The sequence below is a fragment of the Streptomyces sp. NPDC055955 genome, assembly GCF_042270245.1.
In the GTDB taxonomy this organism is placed as follows: Bacteria; Actinomycetota; Actinomycetes; order Streptomycetales; family Streptomycetaceae; genus Streptomyces.
The window spans coordinates 409867-430911 of sequence record NZ_JBHJYS010000005.1 but is presented as its reverse complement, the minus strand read 5'-3'; the positions used below and the strand labels follow the sequence as shown (position 1 = coordinate 430911).

17 protein-coding genes and 2 pseudogenes are annotated in these 21045 nt (G+C 67.3%); 11 read left to right on the top strand and 8 right to left on the bottom strand.

The window, feature by feature from the left end; all coding sequences use genetic code 11:
• Positions 1–36 precede the first annotated feature (36 nt).
• Positions 37–566, bottom strand: a pseudogene (locus ACFC96_RS13170) (transposase).
• A complete protein-coding gene (locus ACFC96_RS13165; RefSeq protein ID WP_376612125.1) occupies positions 563–1102 on the bottom strand; it encodes a transposase in 540 nt (179 codons plus the stop codon). The pseudogene ACFC96_RS13170 and the gene ACFC96_RS13165 overlap by 4 nt, the downstream one beginning before the upstream one ends.
• 257 nt (positions 1103–1359) lie before the next feature.
• Here ACFC96_RS13165 and ACFC96_RS13160 point away from each other — a divergent pair, with 257 nt between their 5' ends.
• On the top strand, positions 1360–2346 hold the full coding sequence (locus tag ACFC96_RS13160; protein WP_376612123.1) for a LacI family DNA-binding transcriptional regulator: 987 nt from the start codon (positions 1360–1362) through the stop codon (positions 2344–2346).
• 43 nt (positions 2347–2389) lie between these two features.
• Here the strand turns inward: ACFC96_RS13160 and ACFC96_RS13155 are convergent, their stop codons facing one another.
• Positions 2390–3652 (bottom strand): MFS transporter, encoded by a 1263-nt coding sequence (locus ACFC96_RS13155; protein ID WP_376612122.1) that lies wholly within the window; start codon positions 3650–3652, stop codon positions 2390–2392.
• Positions 3653–3792: 140 nt separating this feature from the next.
• Here ACFC96_RS13155 and ACFC96_RS13150 point away from each other — a divergent pair, with 140 nt between their 5' ends.
• From ACFC96_RS13150 to ACFC96_RS13115, 8 genes are all read left to right on the top strand, one after another.
• Positions 3793–4827, top strand: coding sequence for a Gfo/Idh/MocA family protein (locus ACFC96_RS13150; RefSeq protein ID WP_376612120.1), 1035 nt, complete (start codon positions 3793–3795; stop codon positions 4825–4827).
• A 26-nt stretch (positions 4828–4853) separates the two neighbouring features.
• Positions 4854–5324 carry a heme-degrading domain-containing protein gene (locus ACFC96_RS13145; protein WP_376612118.1) on the top strand — a complete coding sequence of 157 codons (471 nt, stop codon included), beginning with the start codon at positions 4854–4856 and terminating at the stop codon, positions 5322–5324.
• Positions 5321–6238 (top strand): TolB family protein, encoded by a 918-nt coding sequence (locus ACFC96_RS13140; RefSeq protein ID WP_376612116.1) that lies wholly within the window; start codon positions 5321–5323, stop codon positions 6236–6238. Before ACFC96_RS13145 ends, ACFC96_RS13140 begins: the two co-directional genes overlap by 4 nt.
• 17 nt (positions 6239–6255) lie before the next feature.
• The gene (locus ACFC96_RS13135; protein ID WP_376612114.1) at positions 6256–7158 is read left to right on the top strand and encodes a sugar phosphate isomerase/epimerase family protein; all 903 of its coding nucleotides are present in this window, start codon (positions 6256–6258) and stop codon (positions 7156–7158) included.
• Positions 7155–8321, top strand: coding sequence for a Gfo/Idh/MocA family protein (locus ACFC96_RS13130; RefSeq protein WP_376612112.1), 1167 nt, complete (start codon positions 7155–7157; stop codon positions 8319–8321). Before ACFC96_RS13135 ends, ACFC96_RS13130 begins: the two co-directional genes overlap by 4 nt.
• A 50-nt stretch (positions 8322–8371) precedes the next feature.
• Entirely contained in the window at positions 8372–9334 is a 963-nt protein-coding gene (locus ACFC96_RS13125; protein WP_376612301.1) for a sugar phosphate isomerase/epimerase family protein, read from the top strand.
• A 1373-nt stretch (positions 9335–10707) separates the two neighbouring features.
• Positions 10708–11619, top strand: a complete 912-nt coding sequence (locus ACFC96_RS13120; protein WP_376612110.1) for a dihydrodipicolinate synthase family protein — start codon at positions 10708–10710, stop codon at positions 11617–11619.
• Positions 11616–12815: an enolase C-terminal domain-like protein gene (locus ACFC96_RS13115; RefSeq protein ID WP_376612108.1), complete on the top strand. Its 1200-nt coding sequence runs from the start codon at positions 11616–11618 to the stop codon at positions 12813–12815. The genes ACFC96_RS13120 and ACFC96_RS13115 overlap by 4 nt, the downstream gene beginning before the upstream one ends.
• A gap of 8 nt (positions 12816–12823) precedes the next feature.
• On the opposite strand, the gene ACFC96_RS13110 is transcribed toward ACFC96_RS13115, so the two are convergent.
• Entirely contained in the window at positions 12824–13723 is a 900-nt protein-coding gene (locus ACFC96_RS13110; RefSeq protein WP_376612106.1) for an IclR family transcriptional regulator, read from the bottom strand.
• 38 nt (positions 13724–13761) lie between these two features.
• Between ACFC96_RS13110 and ACFC96_RS13105 the strand changes: the two genes are divergently transcribed.
• Positions 13762–15150 (top strand): MFS transporter, encoded by a 1389-nt coding sequence (locus tag ACFC96_RS13105; RefSeq protein WP_376612104.1) that lies wholly within the window; start codon positions 13762–13764, stop codon positions 15148–15150.
• A 690-nt stretch (positions 15151–15840) separates the two neighbouring features.
• Positions 15841–16678 (top strand): annotated as a pseudogene (locus tag ACFC96_RS13100) (IS481 family transposase); the annotation flags it as partial.
• A gap of 347 nt (positions 16679–17025) precedes the next feature.
• Here ACFC96_RS13100 and ACFC96_RS13095 read toward each other — a convergent pair.
• From ACFC96_RS13095 to ACFC96_RS13080, 4 genes are read right to left on the bottom strand one after another with little or no spacing between them, the layout of a single operon-like run.
• Positions 17026–17496: a MaoC family dehydratase gene (locus ACFC96_RS13095; RefSeq protein ID WP_376612102.1), complete on the bottom strand. Its 471-nt coding sequence runs from the start codon at positions 17494–17496 to the stop codon at positions 17026–17028.
• Positions 17493–18404, bottom strand: coding sequence for an amidohydrolase family protein (locus ACFC96_RS13090; protein WP_376612100.1), 912 nt, complete (start codon positions 18402–18404; stop codon positions 17493–17495). The genes ACFC96_RS13095 and ACFC96_RS13090 overlap by 4 nt, the downstream gene beginning before the upstream one ends.
• A complete protein-coding gene (locus tag ACFC96_RS13085) occupies positions 18401–19327 on the bottom strand; it encodes an SDR family NAD(P)-dependent oxidoreductase (protein WP_376612099.1) in 927 nt (308 codons plus the stop codon). Before ACFC96_RS13085 ends, ACFC96_RS13090 begins: the two co-directional genes overlap by 4 nt.
• Before the next feature lie 38 nt (positions 19328–19365).
• Positions 19366–20916, bottom strand: coding sequence for an AMP-binding protein (locus ACFC96_RS13080; RefSeq protein WP_376612097.1), 1551 nt, complete (start codon positions 20914–20916; stop codon positions 19366–19368).
• Positions 20917–21045 lie beyond the last annotated feature (129 nt).

Below are 21045 nucleotides of genomic sequence, written 5' to 3'. Positions count from 1 at the left end.
GATACTGAAGTTGAACTCGTGATGTCGTTGGGTTGTTCAGGTGGGTCTGATGGTCAGGCCGGTCTCGGCGAGGCAGCCGTCTATGAGGTCGCTGTGGTACTGGATCTGCCGTAGGCCGCGTCGGATGCGCTGGACGAGGTGTTCGGGGGTGCTGAAGGCGACGTTGGATAGCCATCCGCGTCGCAGCAGTGACCAGATCCCTTCGACGGGATTGAGGTCGGGTGCGTAGGGCGGCAGATAGTAGATGGTGAGCCAGTGCCGGCAGGCGGCGAACTCCCGTAGGTCGGCAGCCTTGTGGACGTTGAGGTTGTCCCAGATGAGCACGATCGGCCCGCCGAGCTGCTGGTGGGCTGCGATCAGCAGGTCCGGCAGCCGCGCCAGGAGAAGCTCTTGCGGCCATCTCGTCGACCGTCGTCTCGGCGCGGCCGGTAGATCAGCCTCGACCGGTGGCCGGGCTTGTAGCAGGTCAGCGCGGCGATGGATATCCGTCTGCGGGAACGGCCACGGACCCGAACCACCGGGGTCCGGCCGCGCTGCGACCAGGTCTTCGCCTGCGGCGGCGTCATGGAGAATCCGGCTTCGTCCTCAAAGACGAGCCAGGCTCCACGGGCCGCCGCGAGCCTTCCGCGCAGGGCCACACCTCCTTGACCCACCCGGCCACTGCCTCGTCGTCCCGCTCGATGGCACGTCGAGCCGGGACCTGGCAGGACCAGCCGTTTCGCACCAGGAGCTTGCGCACGCCCTGGATGGTGTAGGTCAGGTGGAAGCGCCGGCCGATCACCGTCTTCACGCGGCTCAGGACCCAGCGCTGATCCTCCCAGCCGTGTGCGGCCGGGCCCTTGGCCAGCTCTGCCTCCAGCTGGGCGAACTGCTTCTCGCTCAGCCTCGGCAGTGACGCCGGCCCCTGTGATCGCAGAGCCCGCGGACCGCCCTCGTCCCACATCTGCCGCCACCGCTGCACCGAGCGGACGCTGACCCGCAGGTCCTTGGCAATCACCGAGCTCGCCTCGCCCCGGGCGAACCCCTCGGCCGCCTTGAGCCGAAACTCCTCGCGGAACTGCTGCCGTTCGGCGGTCAGCCCGCCCCCTTGTGGATACCGCATGTCCCGGTGATACCGCACAGGCGACGAGTCGTCAGCCCCTACGACTCCACGAGTTCAACATCAGTAGCCGCATCACAGCGATCGTCCAGGCCGTTCTCGTCTCCTCATTGCGCGGCGGCGTGAGGTTGGAAATGGCTCAATGGATCAGGACCGCTCTTTCTGTGGCCGACGTGGCCCGTGTAAGACTGTTGCGCATGATGACCGGCGAGGGGGGTTCTCGGACGAGGGGAAGCAGGGGCTCTGGCCGGCTGCCTACGATGCGGGACATCGCCGACCATGTCGGTGTGTCCCGTCAGCTTGTCTCGCTGGTGTTGAGAGGCGTACCGGGGCCCAGTGCGGAGTCGAGGGATCGCATCCTTGCCGCCGCGAGCGAGCTGGGGTATCGGCCGAACGCGTCCGCGCGTCTGCTGCGGCAGAACCGCACCCGTCTGATCGGGGTGGTGTTCGAGATGCGCCACCCCTTCCAGGTGCGCTTTGTGGAGAGACTGTTCGTCCGGGCGGCCGAGAAGGGATTCGGTTTGGCGCTCGGTCCCAGGACGGTCGAGAGGCCCACTGATGTCGTTGTCGCCGAGCTGATGGAGGAGCGTGTGGAAGCACTTGTCGCGTTCAACCCGGACCCGGCGTCGGCCGCGCTCGCCGAGGCGCGCGATCTCGTTCCCGTCGTCTGGTTGGGCGAATGGGTGCGGAGGCCCGGAGTCGACAACGTGCATGTGGATGAGGTCGAGGGGCTTCGTCTCGCGATCGAGCACCTCGTTGGGCTGGGGCACCGCGACATCGTCTACGTCGGCGGGTTGGGCGGGAACGTGGGACGGGATCGTGCCGACGCGTATCGCGCTGCGATGACGACGTTCGGGCTGTCCGACGGGATCGAGGTGTTGCCCGGCGGGTTCTCGGAAGAGGACGGCGCCGCGGCGGCGAGGGAGATCGCCGCGCGCGTTCAGCGCCCGACCGCCGTGGTGTGCTGCGGGGATCAGTGCGCGGCGGGAGTGCTGGCGGTCTTCGCGCGGTCGGGTGTTCAGGTGCCCGAGGACGTCTCCGTCGTCGGGTTCGACGACAGCTATCTCTCGTCGTTGTCGTATCACCGGCTGACGTCGGTGCGGCAGGACGTCGAGGCCACGGTCGAGGCGACGTTGGACTCCGTGCTTGATCGGATCGAAGGTGACGACGGTCCTCGCCGCGTCGTGCCCACGGTGACCACGCTTGTGGTTCGCGAGTCGACAGGTCCAGCGCGGACCGGGTCGTGACGAGCGCCTGCTGCCACGTCCCGGTCGGGTCGGCTGCCGGGGCTCAGCGCACCCCACGGATGGGGATAATGACGGCGGCGCCGATGGCGGCGGCGATACCCGCCCCCCAGAGCAGCGCCGGGTAGTTGTCTCCGCCGCCGATGCCGAGAAGGAGAGCGCCGAGCGCCGGCGCGAAGGACTGCGGCAGCGAGTTGGCGATGTTCAGGACGCCCAGATCCTTGCCCGGCTTTTCCGGGTCGGGCAGCACATCGACCACGAGTGCGTTGTCGACCGCGGTGTACACGCCGTAGGCGAAGCCCATGATGATCTCGGCGACGTAGAAGAGGGGCACGCTGTTGGCGTAGGCGAGGGCGACGAGCCCGATGCCCACGAACAGCGTTGAGCCGCCGACGAAGATCTTGCGGCGGGCGAGCCTGTCGGACAGCCAGCCGGAGGCGGCGGCGCTCGCCATCAGGGCGATCGTGTAGAGGAGCACGCCGGTCGCGACAGCTGAGACGGCCCGCTTCTCGCTGAGGCCGAGGTGGTCCTCCATGTAGAAGAGCCGGAAGGCCGTGAACAGGAACGTCGCGAGGATGATCATGAATCGTGATGCCCAGGCCAGCCCGAAGTCGGGATGCTTCACGGGGTTGGTCCAGAACGTGCGGACGATGGTCATCAAGGAGAAGCGCTCGACAGGGGTGTCAGGGATGCGGTCGGGCGTGACGATCACGTAGACGATCACGCAGGCGACACCGACGGCACCGGGCAGGATGAACAGCAGCGGCAGGTTCGAAACGAGGAGCGCGGCCGCGTATATGCCTGCCATGATCGCGATGTTCTGCGCGAGGCCGAGGACGCTGGAGGCCCGGCCGCGCTGCAGTTCGGGCACGTTGTCGGCGAAGCTGGCCACGAGTGCGGCGAACGCAGCGTTGGACGCGAGCTGACAGAGCAGCCATGACAGCGTCAGCATCAGTACGTTCGTTGACAGGGCCACGGCGGTGAGGCCGAGTAGTAGGCACACGATGCCGCCGAGCAGCCAGGGCCGCCGCCGTCCCCACCGCGTCCGGGTCCGGTCGCTGAGCGCCCCGAACACCGGATTGCCAAGGATCGCGCCGATCGAGCCGATCGGCAGTACCACGGCCACCACGGCTGCCGGATTGCTGGGGTTCAGCTCCTGAGCCTTCAGCTGCATGCTCACGAACACGGGTGAAAGGATCGCGACAAAGATTCCGAACTGGGCGATTCCGATCGCGGCGATGTACCAGTTGCTGAGGGGCCGCGTGGGGATCTGGGTCGTGACCGGATGTGCGGGAGATTTCGTCGCCATCGACGCCTCCAAGAGTGATGTCCGAAGCGCCCGGCAGAGCAGGTCATCGATGACCGCAATTTGGCACGTGCTAACCTGGCGCCTGGCCGACTTTAGCTCGTGCCAACTGGTTTGCCTATAGCGACGTCGAGGAGCGTGACATGCTGCCGTCCCGCCTGCCGGAACCCGACCTGTATCTGCCTGGCACCGGAGAGCCATCGCTTCGATGGGGCGTCGTCGGCCCCGGCTGGATCGCGGGCGAGTTCGTGAAATCCGTCCGCGCGCACACCGCTCAACAGGTCGTGGCGGTTGCCTCCCGTTCCCTCGACCGCGCCTCGGCGTTCGCGGCCACCCACGGCATCGACCTCGCGCTGGGCTCCACGGAGCAACTCCTCACCCACCCGGACGTCGACGTGGTCTACGTCGCGACCCCGCAGAGCGAGCACCTCTCCATCGGGCTGGCGGCGATCGCCGCCGGAAAGCATGTGCTCATCGAGAAGCCGATCACTGTGAGCGCGGAGGAGGCGCAGACCCTGGCCGATGCGGCTCGCGCCGCCGGAGTGCTGGTGATGGAGGCGATGTGGAGCCGCTACCTGCCGCAGACCTCGGTCATCCGCAGCCTCCTCGCCGACGGCGTGCTCGGCGAGATCCGTACCGTCCTCGCCGATCACGGACAGGCGATTACGGCGGATCCTCAGCACCGCCTCTACCGTCCCGAACTCGGTGGCGGAGCCCTGCTGGACCTCGGCATCTATCCCGTGCAGTTCGCATCCATGGTGCTCGGTGCCCCCACCCGGCTGACCGCCGTCGGAGGCCTGACCAAGACAGGCGTCGACGCCTATTCGACCCTCGTGCTCACCCACGAACGCGAAGCGCAGGCGACGCTCTACACCTCGATCCTGGCCCGCACGCCGATGACCGCCGTGATTGCCGGCTCCGAGGCGACGCTCAGCATCGACGGCAGCTTCTACACACCGACCTCGTTCACGCTCTCCTCGGCCGACCGCGGCGGCCCGGTCCTCACCTGGAGCGATCCGACCAACTTGAAGCTCTTCGACGGGCTCTCGTGGGAGGCCACCGCCCTGGCGCGCTTTGTCGGCGAAGGCCGCACCGAATCTCCCGTACACACGCTCGACGAGAGCATCGCGATCCTCTCCACCATCGACGAGGCACGCGCCCAGATTGCCGCGTCCTGACCCGCGCGACTCGAAGGAGAGACCCCATGTCGGATCTCGTCACCACCCTAGAACACCAGGAAAAGGAGCTGGTCTTCGACTCATTCGACCACGCGGACGCCTGGCGGCTGGGCTCGTGCATCACCGCGCTCGCCCAGCAAGCCGGCCACGCGGTCGGCATCGACATACGACGCCCCGGGCTGATCCTTTTCCGTGCCGCCCTGCCAGGCATCACTCCCGATCAGGACACGTGGATCGCCCGCAAGGCCGCCGTCGTGCTGCGCATGGAAGCCAGCAGCGCGCTCGTGGACGCGCGGCTGTCCGCGATGGGGGTCGACCCCGCCGCGGTCGGATGGCTGGGCTCCGACTACGCGGTCACGGGCGGCTCGTTCCCCGTCCGGGTCCGGGATGTCGGCGTCGTCGCGGCCGTGACCGCCTCCGGCCTGTCCTCGCAGGAGGACCACGACCTCATCGTCGAAGGCATCCGCGCCCACCTGGCGCACGGAGGCATCCGATGAGCGAGAAGACTCCCCTGCGGCAGCTGCAGGCCGGTCAGCGCACCCGCATCCGCGTCTGGGACCGTGCCGCCAGAACCATTCGCACCGTGTACGAGTCGCGCGAACGACTCTACGAGGCCCCCAACTGGGCACCCGACGGACGCCTGCTCGTCAACGGCGACGGACTTCTCTGGACCCTCCCCACCGACGCATCGGCAACGCCCCAGGCAGTGCCGGTCGCGGGGCTGCCCGACGTCAACAATGACCACGTCTTGTCTCCCGACGGAACCACGGTGTACGCGTCGGCCAACGACTGGCACATCTGGGAGGTCTCCCTCGCCGGAGGCACCGCCCGCAGGGTCACGGCCGACGACGGCACGCTGCACTTCCTGCACGGCGTCAGCCCCGACGGACGCCGCCTCGGATACGTGCGGCTGAAACCCGAGGGCGATAACTGGTGGGCCTCGGCCACCATCCACACCATCGATGTCGACGGACGCGACGACGTCGCCGTCACCACCGACCCCGGCCCGGCGGACGGATGCGAGTGGACACCCGACGGAGCCTGGATCCTCTTCAACACCGAGCAGTTCTCCGACAAGCCCGGCCACGCCCAGCTCGCCCGAGTCAGGCCTGACGGCAGCGAGTTGGAGCAACTCACCTTCGACGAGCGCGTCAACTGGTTCCCGCACATCGCCCCGACCGGCGACGTCGCCGTCTACCTCAGCTACCCGCCCGGCACGACCGGCCACCCGGCCGACCTGCCCGTCGAGCTGCGCCTCGTGTCGGTCGATGCCTGGCAGAAGCCCATGACGCTCGTCGCTCTCGACGGCGGACAGGGAACGATCAACGTCCCCAGTTGGTCCCCGGACGGCTCGGGGTTCGCGTTCGTCGACTATCCCGTCGACCAGCACACCGACACCGACGGCCAGTGACCAGGAAAGGGACACCCATGACCCTCACACGCCGCACGGCGATCAACCCGCTGCCCTGGATCCTGGGCGACGGCGGATACCGGCTCGACCGGGCCGTCCTGGACGACGCCATGTCATCCCTGTCCACCATCGGCTACACACACTGCACCATCGAGCTGCCCCCGGGGACCGGCCCGACGGAGTACGGCTCGCTCCTGGCCGGGCATGCGCTCGCGGCGGCGCCTGGATACTTCTCCGCCCCGTTCCACGAGCGCGACCGTCACCACGAGGCCGTCGAGGCGATCAAACGTCACGCAAACGCCCACCTTCAACTCGGTGTCGACAGCGCCTTCATCGCCGCCGACCTGCTGCCCGAACGCATGGCACGACCAGCCGTCGGCGCGGGACACGACGCGGACCGGACGTGGGTGGTAGCCGAAGGACTCGCCGCCGCGGCCGAAGCGGCGGCCGCAGAGGGCGTGCGGTACGGACTGCACCCCCACGTCGGCTCCGCAGTCGAAATCGAGCAAGAGGTCCGTACGGTGCTGGATTCCACCGCGGGCAGTGCGCTCTGGTTCGGTCCGGACACGGGCCATCTGCGCTGGGCCGGTGCCGTATCCGAGAAGCTCGTCGCGGACTACGCCGACCGCGTACTGAACGTCCACCTCAAGGACGTCGACGCCCAGGCGGCGGACGGCGCACGGCAGCGCCGCGAGGACTACCGGACGGCGACCGGCGACTCGAAGGTGTGGACGGAACCCGGACGCGGCGCGATCGACTTCGATGCCGTCCTCGCCGCGCTCCCCGCTGCCTTCGACGGCTGGTTCGTCATTGAGGTGGACGTGCCGAACATCGGCACCCCCGCGGAGAGCAGCGCCGCATCGCTGGCGTTCCTGCGACAGCACCCCTACTTCACGACCACGGCAGGAGGGGCCGAGTGAGCGCGCGACCGGGGTCGCTCCGAGTGGCGATCATCGGGACCGGCATGATCGCGGCGGCGCATCTCCGCGCGGCCCGAGATGCCGGTGCTGCGGTCGTTGGGGTGCTGGGCTCCCGCCCCGAACGGTCCCTCGAGGCCGCCGAGCAGTGGGGCGTCACGACCGGTTACCCGAGTCTGCGCGAACTGCTGGAGGCACGACCGGAGGTCGTGCACATCTGCACTCCCAACGACACCCACATCGACTTCGCGCACGCCGTGGTCGAGGCCGGGCTCCACATGGTCGTCGAGAAACCGATCGCGACAGGCCTGACCGAAGCGCGCGAGCTGGCGGCCGCAGTCCATGCCGCCGGCACGGTGGCTACCGTGCCGTACGTATACCGCTACCATCCGCTGGTGCGGGAGATCCGCAGCCGTCGACAGTCGGGCGACCTGGGCGAACCGCTGCTCGTGCACGGTTCCTACCTGCAGGACTGGCTCGTATCCCCCGACGCCTCGACCTGGAGGATCGACCCCAGAACCGGCGGCGCGTCGCGCGCCTTCGCGGACATCGGATCGCACTGGGCGGATCTGGCCGAATTCGTCTCCGGCGAGCGGTTCACCGCCGTGACCGCCAGTACCTCCATCGTCCATCCCACGAGACCCGTCGCCTCCGGTCCCTCCTTCAGCGGCGACGTGTACGGCGAGCGCGTGCTCGTCGAGACCGAGGACATCGCGGTCGCAACGTTCCGCACCGAACGGGGCGTGCTTGCGAACACCGTCATCTCACAGGTCTCTGCCGGCCGCAAGAACCGGCTGTGGCTAGAGCTCGACGGCTCACTCGGGTCGGCCGTGTTCGACCAGGAGCAACCCGAATCCGTCTGGTTCGGAAGCGAGCAGGGTGCCACGGTCGTCCGCCGCGGCGAAGGTGGGGTAGCGGACGACCAGAAACGACTGAACCGTGTACCCCCCGGCCACCCACAGGGATGGCCCGACGCCTTCGCAGCGTTCTGCGCCGACACCTACGCCGCCGTCCGGGGCGAACAGCGCACCGGGCTTCCCACGGTCGACGACGGTCTGCGATCCGTCGAGATAATCGACGCACTCCTGCACAGCGCCGCCACCGGCGACTGGACCGGGATCGGAGCCACTGACGCAGCGCTCACCACGGAAACGGAGAAGTCGTGACAGAGCAGGCTCGCCATCCGGTGACACTCTTCACCGGCCAGTGGGCCGACATGCCCTTCGAGGAGCTGGCGCGCCGCGCCGCCGAGTGGGGCTACGACGGCCTGGAGATCGCCGCCAACGGCGATCACCTCGATCTCGCCCGCGCCGACGTGGACGACGCGTACGTGCGCTCCCGGCTCGACATCCTCGACCGCTACGGGCTGAAGGTGTGGGCGATCTCGAATCACTTGGCCGGCCAGGCCGTGTGCGACGATCCGATCGACTTCCGCCACCAGGCGATCCTGCGTGACTACGTGTGGGGCGACGGTGACGCCGAGGGCGTGCGGCAGCGCGCCGCCGTGGACATGAAGCGGGCCGCTCGCGTGGCCCGCAAGCTCGGTGTAGACGTGGTCGTCGGCTTCACGGGATCGTCGATCTGGCCGTACGTCGCCATGTTCCCGCCCGTGCCCGGCGAGGTCATCGACCGCGGTTACGAGGACTTTGCGAACCGGTGGAACCCCATCCTCGACGTCTTCGATGCCGAGGGCGTGCGCTTTGCTCACGAAGTGCACCCCAGCGAGATCGCGTACGACTACTGGACGAGCGTGCGCACCCTTGAAGCGATCGACCGCCGCGAGGCCTTCGGGTTCAACTGGGACCCCTCGCACATGGCGTGGCAGGGCATCGACGTGGTGTCGTTCATCACCGACTTCTCAGACCGCATCTATCACGTGGACTGCAAGGACACCCGCATCCGCAGGGCCAACGGCCGCCAAGGCATCCTCAGCTCGCATCTGCCGTGGGGCGACCCACGTCGCGGTTGGGACTTCGTCTCGACCGGGCACGGCGACATCCCATGGGAGGACGCCTTCCGGGCGCTCGCGTCCATCGACTACGACGGCCCCATCTCGATCGAGTGGGAAGACGCCGGCATGGATCGCCTGCACGGCGCGGCCGAGGCTGTGCGGTACATCCGATCCTTGCTGTGGAAACTACCCGAGGCATCCTTCGACGCCGCCTTCAACAACCAGTAGAAGGCGGGGCCACCCGCTACGAGTTGTTGCGGATTGCGGATCTCTGAGCCTTGGAGGAGGAGCGCGACAGCCGATGTGGTCGCACCAGCTGGCGAGGTCTGGAACCCGGAAGACAACGGCAGGCCGAGGGTGTCGCGGCGCACGTGGCGTCTGCGGCCGACGATCGTCCACCAACACGACCCAGCCTGACGACCACGCCTAGCGTCAAGGCGCTGGCAGACAAATCTGTTCAGCTGGATGCTCCGGTCCGGGGGCGTCGGGCCGCGGGAGGTGGGTCTTCGGCGTTCGTGTCGTTCATCCTGGGGGAGGCGTACCGCTCATGGTTCTTTGGGTCGTGGTCGATGTCTACCGTTCCACGCCCGGTGGGCTCAGCGGCCTTGTCGCACAATGCGCATCGCACTTGCCAGCCTTCTGATCGGGTCATTTGCTCCCAACTCCATGGTCTAGGAAGCTGTTCGTGCCTCTATGCGTAAGGCACATCCTGCCTTTCGGCTCGGGATGAAGTTACCCCCTGACATGAGCACCGAGACCGGACGAAGAAGGACCGTGGTGACGGTGACGCCATAGTTGCGGCCCAGCTCCGAGGCCGAACAGCAAGCAGTGTGCCTGGCCGTCGTCGATGACCGGCACTGATGTGTGGACTGGTCGGTCATCTGACACGTCAGAATCGCCACCAGCCGGCGGGACTGCCGCTCTTGGCGCGATCGCCGACCTCGGATTCCCCGGCCAGCCTCGACGGCGCAAAGATTCGCACGCGTTCACCAAACTCCGCCTCACCGCCTGCCACGCCGCCCCCGACTGTAAGCCCTCCTCGTTTCTCACCCGCTCCGTCGTCTCTCGGTGACGGACAATCACCTCGAAGCGATCGAGGCCGTGACCGGTGACCAACCCTCAACTGCCGTCCACGCAAGCCGTCCTGAACGGCGATGTTCAGGCTGGCACGGCCTCCATTCGTGGACGCGTCACCAAGTCGAGGGCTCTCATCACGAAGCTGTACCGGACAGGGCTGGCGCCGAGTTCCGACGTCGTCTGATCGAGCGCGGGAGCCGCGCTCGGCCGCACGACGTGTCCTGCACCTATTGGACGAAGCCGACGTTGTCTGGGGCGCCGCGAACGGGAGGCGAGCGGATCCCGGCCACTGACGGTTCAGGCCTATCCAGCGAGCACCGACCGTAGGTCGCGGCTCAACTGTCCTGTGCCGACGTCTTCCTGATGAGCCGACAACCCGGCTTGCTTGTGCCTGCGTGCCGCCGGCAGTGGCGCGTGCCAGGTTTCCATATCGCTGTCGTTCCACGTCTTGGCACGAGCCGCCATCGACCTACGCTTCACGACATCACAATGAAGAAGTGACTTCATATACATGAAGGAGCTCTATGAAGATCTCTGGACTCTGGCCCGCCTTACTGACTCCGCTCACCCAGGACGGCGCCGTTGATCACCTCGCATTGACGACCTTGGTCGAGGATCTGGTCCTGCGTGGGATCGACGGTCTCGTTCCGCTGGGATCGACCGGCGAGTTCACCGAGTTCAACGTTCAGGAACGCCGAGCCATCCTGGAAACCGTGGTGACTGCCGCAGACCACCGCGTGCCGATCCTGGCCGGGGTGAGCGGCTTGTCCACGGCCGAGACGTGCGACCACGGCAGGATCGCCGCGGAGGCAGGTGTTGACGCCGTGCTCGTCCTTCCGCCGGTGTACTGGAAGGTTTCCGACGACCGGATTTTCGATCATTTCGTGTCCGTGGCAGACGCCGCCGACCTACCCGTCGTCGTCTACGACTTTCCCGGACTGACCGCACAGCCTCTTACGACGGCACTGCTGGCGAGGCTTGCCGCCGAGGAGCCCCGAGTCATCGGCGCCAAACTCACCGTGCGCGACGTCATGACCGTAACCGCCGCACTCGATGCGACCCGGCCACACCGGTCTGACTTCTCGATCGTCACGGGTTTCGAGGATCTCATCCCGGCGGCGATGTGGGCCGGCGCGGACGGCGCCATCAGCGGCATGGCCAACGTGATCCCCGACGAACTCGTCATGCTGGTCGCCTCGGTCAAGGAGCGCCGGCCCGACTCGACCGAGCTCCATCGCTCGGTGATGGCCGATTTCGACATGTACGGCCTCAGCACTCCGGCGATTCCTGGACTCAAGGCGGCGGCCGCGGCGCTCGGCCGGATCCCGCGCGCGAACTGGCGGCTCGACGCCGGCCCAGAAGAGTCCGTGCTCGACGCGGCGGCCGCATGGGCCGCACTCCGGCAACCATCAACTGAGCGAAAGGACGTCGCATGATCGACGCCCGGATCTCATCGGTTCGCGTGCTTGAACTGATAACCACACTGCCCGAAGACCCCTTTCCGCGCGGCTTCCCACGGCAATCGCGCCCCGCAAGCGTCTACGAGTCCTGCCACCTCGGACCGGAAGGCAGGCCCACACCAGGTGGGTCCCGCAGGAAGACATCGCTGTACCTGGAGATCGGGACGACAGCGGGCGTGACCGGTCGCTACGGGCCGATAGACCGAGAGGCCGTCGCGCCACTGGCCGATGGAATGGCGGCGTCCCTGCTGGGGCTGGACACCTTGGCCCACAGCTACATCTGGGACCTGCTGCAGCGCGGGAACCGTCACTCCCGGCATGGTCAGCACAAGATCGCCATCAGCGCGGTGGACAACGCGCTGTGGGACGTCCGCGGCCGGATGTTCGGCGCGCCGGTCTGGCAACTGCTTGGCGGCTCGGGGCGCGCGCGCATTCCGGCATACGCAAGCACCCTCGGCACCTTCCACGACGACGGCGAAGTCGAACGCACCGCTGCGGAACTGATGGACGAGGGCTACACGGCGCAGAAGTGGTTCTTCGCGGACGGGCCTGGGCAGGGGGCCGATGGCATGGATCGCAATGTCGCGTTGGCGGAACAAGCGCGGTCAGCAGTCGGTGACCACTGTGCACTCATGTTTGACGCATTCATGAGCTGGGATCTCGCGTATGCCCGCCAATGGTGTCGCCGCGTGGAGCGACTGCGGCCGGACTGGCTCGAAGAGCCCTTCCCGCCCGGCGCTGTGCCCGCGTACGCGCAGCTTCGCAGCTCCACCGCCATCCCTCTCGCCACGGGGGAGCATCTCTACGACCGTCACGACGTCCTGCCGTATCTCCAGCAAGGGCTGATCAGCGTGCTGCAAGCTGATCCTGAATGGTGCGGCGGGGTAACGGACTTGCTCCGCATGTGCGCCATGGCGGAACCCTTCGGCGTGGCGGTGATCCCCCACGGCCACGGCATTCACGCCGCCCTGCACGTGGTCGCCAGCCAGTCGCCCGAGGTGTGTCCCCGCGTGGAGTATCTGGTCCACCACATGCCCGAACGCCACCACTTCGAGGCTGACCCGCCAGCCCCGAAGGGGGGCACGATCGCCCTGCCAACCAGCCCAGGCTTCGGCATCGAATTCGCCGAGGAGCGCATCGAAGCCAGGGTTGACCTGGTGACGGCAGGATGACCGCCGGCCTATGGCCCCTCCAAGCGGTTGAGGTTGCCGAGGAACTCCGCAGACCGGCCGGGTGGTGCCGGCGCACGTCCGCCGATCAGCATCGCGCGAGCCTCAAGCAACAAGTTCGCGAGCTCAGCCAGACGATCGCCCTCGAGTCGACCGACCGGTACCGCCAGCGAGATCGCGTCGCGGACGGACCCCGGACCGGGAATGCTCACCGCGACACAGCTGAGGCCGATATCGGATTCCTGGCATTCGGAGGCGTAGCCGCGGTCGCGGACCGCCGCCAGGTCCTGCAGCAGTGCCTCGCTGTCGGTGATCGTATTAGGGGCCAATGCGACAAGTGGCCAACGCAGGCGGTCGACCACCCAGTCGTCGTTCTCCATGGCGAGAATCGCTTTACCGAGCGATGCTGCGTGCGCAGGGATCCGCTGGCCGACGGACGAATGGACCCGCACGAGGAAGCGTGACTCCCGCTTCGCGAGATAGATGATTTCGGAACCGAGCAGCCGACCATAATGGACCGTCTCGCCGGTCTCCTCACTGAGCCAGTCGAGGACCGGACGGGTGGCGAGCACGGCCTCGTCCGCCCGCGCATAGCTTGAGCCGATCATCAGGGCGCGGACCCCGATGCGATAGAGCGACCCCGTGGCATCGGTCTCGACCCAACCCCGCTGCTCCATGGTGCGCAACAGCCCGTGCAAACTGCTCAGGGGAATCCCCAGTTCGGCGCTGAGCTGAGTCAATGTGGGCCGTTCCTGGCGACTTCCCAGAGCCTCCATGACAGCCATGACCCGGTCAGCAGACTTCACCGGGGAGAACTCTTTCGCCGCCCGTTTCTGCTGCGCGGCCCCCCGGGCCTCCGTCACTCCCGCCGACTGATCGTCCTGTGGGACACCCACCCGCCCAATCTTCATGCAAACGAAGCTACATCACATATGAGAAGAGGCGCATCGTGGCGTTCACTTCGCACATGTCATCCCCGCCGTCCGATGGACCGGCCGACGAGCTGATACGTAAGACCATCCGGCGCAAGGTCGCATGGCGCGTGATTCCGGTCCTTGCGTTCGCCTACCTGATGGCCAACCTGGAACGGACCAACCTGGGTATCGCGTCCCTGAGCATGAACTCATCGCTGAGTCTCACCACGGCGACCTACGGCCTTGCTGCCGGCCTCTACTTCGTCGGCTACTTCATATGCGAAGTGCCCAGCAACCTCGCGATGGCACGCTTCGGTGCCCGCAAGTGGCTGGCACGTATCGCGATCACCTGGGGGATCGTCGCCACGGCGACCGCGGCAGTGCAAGGGCCTACGAGCCTGTACGTAATGCGGATCCTGCTCGGTGTTGCCGAAGCGGGGCTGTTCCCCGGAGTCGTCTTCTACTTCACTCTCTGGTTCGTTCCCCGTGATCGCGCGAAGATGCTCGCGCTGTTCGGCATGGGCGCAACGGTGTCGGGTCTGGCCGGCCCGCCGCTGGCCGGCACAATCCTCGCTCTGTGGCCGCATGGCTTGTTCGGACTCGAGGGCTGGCGGGCCCTGTTCGTACTCGAAGGCATTCCGTCGATCGTCGTAGGCCTGCTCATCTGGATGGTGCTCGTTGACAGCCCCGACAAGGCACGATGGCTCACCCGCACGGAGAAGGCCTGGCTGACGAAGCACATCCGCCCTGAAGCGGAGTCTGCCGGTGGTCGCAACCCGCTGCGTGCCCTGGCGGACCTCCGAGTCCTGCTCCTCTCGCTGTCATATTTCGCTAAGAACGCCGGTGGATATGTCCTCGTCTTCTTCATGCCGCAGATCATCCAGACCCTCACCGTGCAACGCGGGGCGCACTACTCGACGTTGACGATCTCGTTGCTGTCGGCCATCCCTGCGGTATTCGCTGGGATCACCGCCGTCACCTGGGCTGCGAGCTCAGACCGCCATCAAGAGCGCCGCTGGCACTCCGCGATCCCCCTGTGCGTCGCGGCAGTCGGCATCGTCTGGGCGACTGCCGTCACCAACCCGATTGTCCTCCTCGTCGCCCTCATGCTCGCGACCGCAGGCATCGGCTCCATGTCCGGTGCCTTCTTCCAGATCCCCCCAACCTTCCTGGCTGGCCCCGCAGTCGCCGTGGGTATTGCCACAATCAACGCGACCGGTAACCTCGGTGGATTCGCTGGCCCGTACTTGTTCGGGATACTCAAGGACACGACCGGCTCCTACTTCTCCGGCAACCTCAGCCTGGCTGTTCTCCTACTTCTCGGTGCAGCGATCATCTTTCTCCCGATGTTCAGGCCGAAGCACGGGAATGCCGAACTCACCACGTCGTCCCAGGTCGATCCGTCCGCAACACAGGCCACCTGACATCGAACTAGCCAGTCCAGCCGCGGCATGTGGGCGTCTTCGGGAATGGATTCCGGGGATGCCTGCGGCTCTGTTCAACCCCTCACCAAACGCGGCCTCGACCAGCGCATCGCTGGTGAAGAGGCGGCTGAAACGGATGCGGTAGCAACCCCGTCACGTCGAGAACCTCAAGGCTGAAGCTCCCCTTTGACCTGGATAGCCTGATCCTGGGACGGAAGGTTCCTGAGAAAGCAGTCACAGGTAGTGAGCAAGAGCAATACAAGCCAGCGGTCCACGGCGGGTACTCCACTCCGGGTCGCGCGCAGCCCTACGGGGTCTCGCGGATCCACGCTGCCCTGTGGTGAGCCGGGCGGGTCATGAACCTGAAGAAGGTCGAGTGGCTGATGCGCAAGCACTGGATCGCCCGGATCACCCCGCCGATGTCGGGGGCTGACTCGGCAGGCGGAGCGGGCGGTCTTCGCCGCCGACCTGATGGTTCGGGTCTTAACCGCACCCCGCTCCGGGATGCGACTCGTCGACGACGTGACCGAACTCGTTACGCTGGAAGGGTTGTATCTGGCGACACCTGCATCGATCTCGCGACGCGGTGTCGGTGTGAGGTCTCAGGACATACTTGACCATTCGTGCTCGGGACATGGTTGACACGTTCGGCTGAACGTCCGTCATTTTGTAGCCACCGGCGAGGCAGGGGTGGTTCCGTCGGTGGTTGTGGATGTGAAGCAGTTGGCCGAGTACCGCTACCGGGCCGTCCGTGAGGTGCTTGGCGGGTCTCCGATTGGTGAGGTCGCGGCCCGGTGCGGCACCTCGCGTCAGACTCTCCACAGATGGCGGCGGCGGTTCGAGCAGGAGGGCATGCCCGGCCTGTTGGACCGCTCTCGGCGGCCGAGGAACAGCCCCACGCGTCTGTCCGCCGAGGTGGAAGCTGAGATCTGCCAGCTGCGACGCCAGCTTCCTCGGTGGGGCGCCGCCGAATTTCCCACGAACTCGTCGGCCGTGGGCGGGAGTCGGCGCCGTCGCGGGCCACGGTCCACCGGGTGCTGTCCCGCAACGGCCTGGTCCGAGCCCAGGAACAGCAGCATCCGTGCAAGTACCGCCGGTGGCAGCGCGCGGCGCCCATGCACCTGTGGCAGATGGACCTGGTCGGCGGGGTTCCGTTGGTCGACGGGCGGGAGTGCAAGATGGTCACAGGTATCGACGGCCATTCCCGGTTCGTCGTGATCGCCTCTGCTGTCGCGGTGCCAGCGCCCGCGCGGTGTGCTCGGCCTTCACCGCCGCGATGCGTCGCTACGGGGTGCCCTTCGAGGTGCTGACGGACAACGGCAAGCAGTTCACCGGCCGCCACACCCGACCGCAGCCGGTGGAGGTGCTGTTCGAGCGGATCTGTCGGGAGAACGGCATCACGCAGCGGCTGACCAAGCCGCGCTCACTCACCACCACAGGCAAGTTCGACGCTTTCACGGCACCCTGCGCGAGGAATTCCTCGCGCAGGGTGCCGTTCGAATCGCGGGCCACGGCCCAGGACGCGGTCTAGGGCTGGGTGCATGCCTACAACCACCAGCACCCGCACCAGGCACCGGAGATCGGCAGCCACATTACGCAGCCCTGCCTGTCGGCGTAGACGCTTTCATCAGCGACCATCTGGTGCGGCCAGGAACGGCGACAGCCCCCGGATCATCAAGGACGGGGCAGCGAGTCATACCGGCCCCGGAGGCCGCGAGCCTGAACCGGGCTCTGCGAGGAAGGTAATGGGCAGTCTTGCTGGTGAACTTTCCGTTGGTCACGATCAGGGTGTAGCAGTCGCCACGCCCCCGCGCGCCCCGGACCACGAGCTCGGTTCGGGGCGGTGCTGGCCACCGCGTGGGGACTGTGGACCAGTCAGGTGTAGTAGCGCAGGACCAGCTGAGCGGCGCAGACGGGACGCTCGCCGCCATCGCGCTCAATCGTCACGTCCACGATGATCTGCACGCCGCCTCGGATCTCTTCCGCCTCGGCGAGCGACGCCGAGAGCCGGATTCGGGCTCCGACGGGCACGGGTGAGGGGAAACGGACGCGGTTGAGCCCGTAATTGACGCCCATGCTGACCTGCTCGACGGTGAGGACGTTCTCGAAGAGCGGGGCGATCAGGCTCAGGGTCAGGTAGCCGTGGGCGATCGTGCCGCCGAAGGGGCCGTCCTTCGCCCGATCGACGTCGACGTGGATCCACTGCTCGTCGCCCGTCGCCTTGGCGAACAGATCGACGTCGGACTGGGGCACTATACGCCAGCCGCTGGTGCCGAGCGGCTTGCCGACGAGCTGCAGGAGATCGGCGGGCGCGGCGACTGTGGTGCGATCGGTGCTGGTAGTCATGTCTGCGCTCCGGAGGTGTCGTTCTTGCCGTCGCCGAGGCCGAACAGCCGTACGGCGTTGTCCTTCAGAATGAGAGGGCGTACCTCATCCTTGAGCGGCAGCTCGGCGAAGTCCTGTAGCCACCGGTCGGGGGTGATCAAGGGGTAGTCGGAGCCGAAGAGGACCTTGTCACGCAGCAGCGTGTTGGCGTACTGGATGAGCTGCGGCGGGAAGTACTTCGGTGACCAGCCGGACAGGTCGATCCATACCTTCGGTTTGTGCGCGGCAACTGCGAGGGCTTCGTCCTGCCAGGGAAAGGACGGGTGGGCGATGATGATGTCGAGGTCCGGGAAGTCGGCGGCGACATCGTCGAGGTTCAGCGGGTTGGAGTACTTCAGACGTAGACCGCCGCCGCCGGGCAGCCCGGCGCCGATGCCGCTCTGGCCGCTGTGGAACAGCGCCGGCACGCCCAGTTCTTCCAGGACCTCGTAGAGCGGGTAGACCGCCCGGTCGTTCGGGAAGAACGCCTGCATGGTGGGGTGGAATTTGAAGCCGCGGACCTGGTGCTGCTCGACCAGGCGCCGCGCCTCGCGCACGGCCATCCGCCCCTTGGCCGGGTCGATGCTGGCGAAGGGGATGAGCACATCGGGATGTTCGGCTGCGGCCGCGGCGACCTCTTCGTTGGGTATGGCCGGATAGCCGGTGGTGGACTCGGCGTCCACGGTGAACACGACACAGGCCATCCGGCGTTCGCGGTAGTAGTCGGCGACCTGGGCCAGCTGCGGCAGGCGCTGGCCGCCCGGGCCGAAGTGCTTCTCGGAGGCGGCGAGGAACTCCGGGGGCAGCGAGGGCCGTCCGTCCTCGGAGACTTCGCAGTGCACGTGGACGTCGATCGCGGTGAGCGCGTCGACATCGAGCGTGGCGGTCATCGCGCGGCCCCCTGGGACGCGTCGGGCAGGGCCGGCACGGGGATGCCGTAGGTCTCCATGCGCTCACCGACGCCGGAGGCCCAGGACTCGGCGATCGCATCGGCGTCCCAGCCCCCGTCCAGGAAGGAGGTGCGGATCTCGGCGGGGTGCGACCACAGCGAGAGGCGGGCGCCGCCGATGCCGATGCACTGGCCGGTGACCTCGGACGCGGCGTCGGAGGCGAGGAAGACGACCAGTCCCGCGCAGTCCTCCGGCCCGCCGAAGGACAACGCTCGCCGGATCTCGGACGGGATTGGCTCACCGCGGTCGAGCTTGTCCACGTACGGTGCGAGGAAGGGAATTGACCGGGTCATGGCGGTGGCCGCGTTGGGAATCAGGGCGTTGACCGTGACCCGGGCCTTGGCGCACTCCATGGCCCATGTCCGGGCCATCGCCGCGATGCCGGCCTTGGCTGCCGAGTAGTTCGTCTGGCCGAAGTTGCCCCGCTGTCCGGCGGGCGATCCGGCCAGGATGAGCCGCCCGCCCTCACCCACCGTACGGAAGTGCCGCACGGCCGCGCGGGCGCAAGTGAAGGTGCCGCGCAGATGGACGTCAACGACGGCGTCGAAGTCCTTGTCCGTCATGTTCCACAGCACCCGGTCGCGCAGCAGTCCGGCGTTGGTCACCATGACATCGAGCCGGCCGAACGCGTCCAGAGCGCGGGCGACCAGCGCGTCCGCCGTCTCGCTGCTGCCGACCGCCGCCACCTCGGCCACGGCCTGACCGCCGGCGTCGCGGATGGTCTTGACCGCCTGTTCGGCCGCGTCGGCGTTGATGTCGTTGACGACCACACGGGCGCCTGCGCGGGAGAGGGCGGACGCGTACGCCAGCCCGAGCCCCTGCCCGCTTCCGGTCACGACGGCGACCTTGCCTGTCAGGTCCATGTTCGCTTCCTTCTTCTCTCGTTTCGCGTGCGGTGGCGTCAGGAGTCCTTGAGCTTGCGGCGCAGGATCTTCCCTGCCGGTGACTTGGGGATCTCATCGATGAACTCGACGGACCTGATCCGCTTGTACGGCGCGACCCGGGCGGCCACCCAGTCGAGGAGTTCCTGGGGAGCGACCGCCCGCTGCGTCACGACGAAGGCCTTCGGCGCCTCACCGCCCGTTGCATGCGGCACCGCGACGACCGCTGTGTCGGCGACGTCGGGATGGGACAGCAGCACGGCCTCGAGTTCCGCGGGTGCGACCTGGTAGCCCTTGTACTTGATCAGTTCTTTCAGCCGGTCGACGATGAAGAAGTTGCCCTCGTCGTCGACCCTGGCTATGTCGCCCGTGCGCAGCCACCCGTCGGTGAGAGTCGCCGCGGTGGCCTCCGGATCGGCCAGGTAGCCGGCCATCACCTGTGGACCGCGAACCCACAGCTCTCCTGCCTCTCCCGGCTCCACATCCATGCCGCCGGCCGGGTCGACCAGCCTGGCCTCGGTGTCCGGCAGCAGCCGCCCGACCGAGCCCGCCGGCGTCACTGGGAAGTCCTCGTCGCTGACGCAGTGTGTGCCGGGACTGGCCTCGGTCATTCCGTACCCCTGGCGGATCACGCATCCGATGCGTTCCTCGGCGCGGACAGCCAACTCCTCGTCCAGCGGGGCGGCGCCGGAAACCGCGGTGCGCATCGACGACACGTCGTACTCGTTGACCTCCGCGGCCAGGGCCAGGTCCAGGACCACAGGAGGGGCGAGGTGACCGCGGGTGACTCCGTAGCGCTGGACGGCGTCGAGGAAGGGGCGCAGCCCGAAGCGTGGCAGGGTGACGATGGTCGCGCCAGCGAGCAGTCCCGCACTCAGGATGATCGTCAGGCCGTAGATGTGGAAGAAGGGCAGTGCGGCACACAGCACGTCCTTCTCGGACAACTGCCAGGCGAGGCGCAGCTGTTCGAGATTGGCGACCAGGTTGCGATGCGTCAGCATGACGCCCTTCGATGTACCCGTGGTGCCGCTGGAATACGGCAGTGCCGCGAGGGCATGGTCCGGGTGCATGTCGAGCATGGGAGGGGTCGGGAGGGCGCTGGCCACCGCTTCGTCCCAGGAGCCGCCATCGGGGTGCGTCCCGATCACGAACACCTCCCGGACCCCGGCGCGTTGAGCGGCCTCCAAGCCTTTGTTGGCGACGGGCTGTGCCACGAGGAGCACGCGCGCTCGCGAGTCCGTGAGCTGTTTGACGATCTCTCCCGGGGTCAGCACCGGATTGACCGGGGAAACCGCCGCACCGGCACGGAGCGTGGCGTGCACCGCTACGGCGAAGCGGGGCTGGTTGTGGCTCATGATCGCGACGACGTCACCCGGCAGGACGCCCGCCGCTGCAAGCGCGGCTGCACCGCGGTCCGCAGCTCGTACGAGGTCCCCGTAGGTGAGGACTTCACCGGTTTCCGCGTCGATGAGGGCCTCCTTCTGCCCGTGGAGCCCGGCATCGGCGAGGACGTGTTCCGAGAGGTGAGCGTGTGGGATGCGGAGTCCGGAGACGCGGCTGCGATAGATCACGTGGGCTCCTGGAGGGGGTGCAGGGGAAGTTAGGTATTTTCCTTACGGGCGTCAATGGAGTGTTTAATCTCGGCAAGGGGTCTTCGATGCGGCAGCGTGTCGGAGGGGGACACTGCTGTGGGACGACAA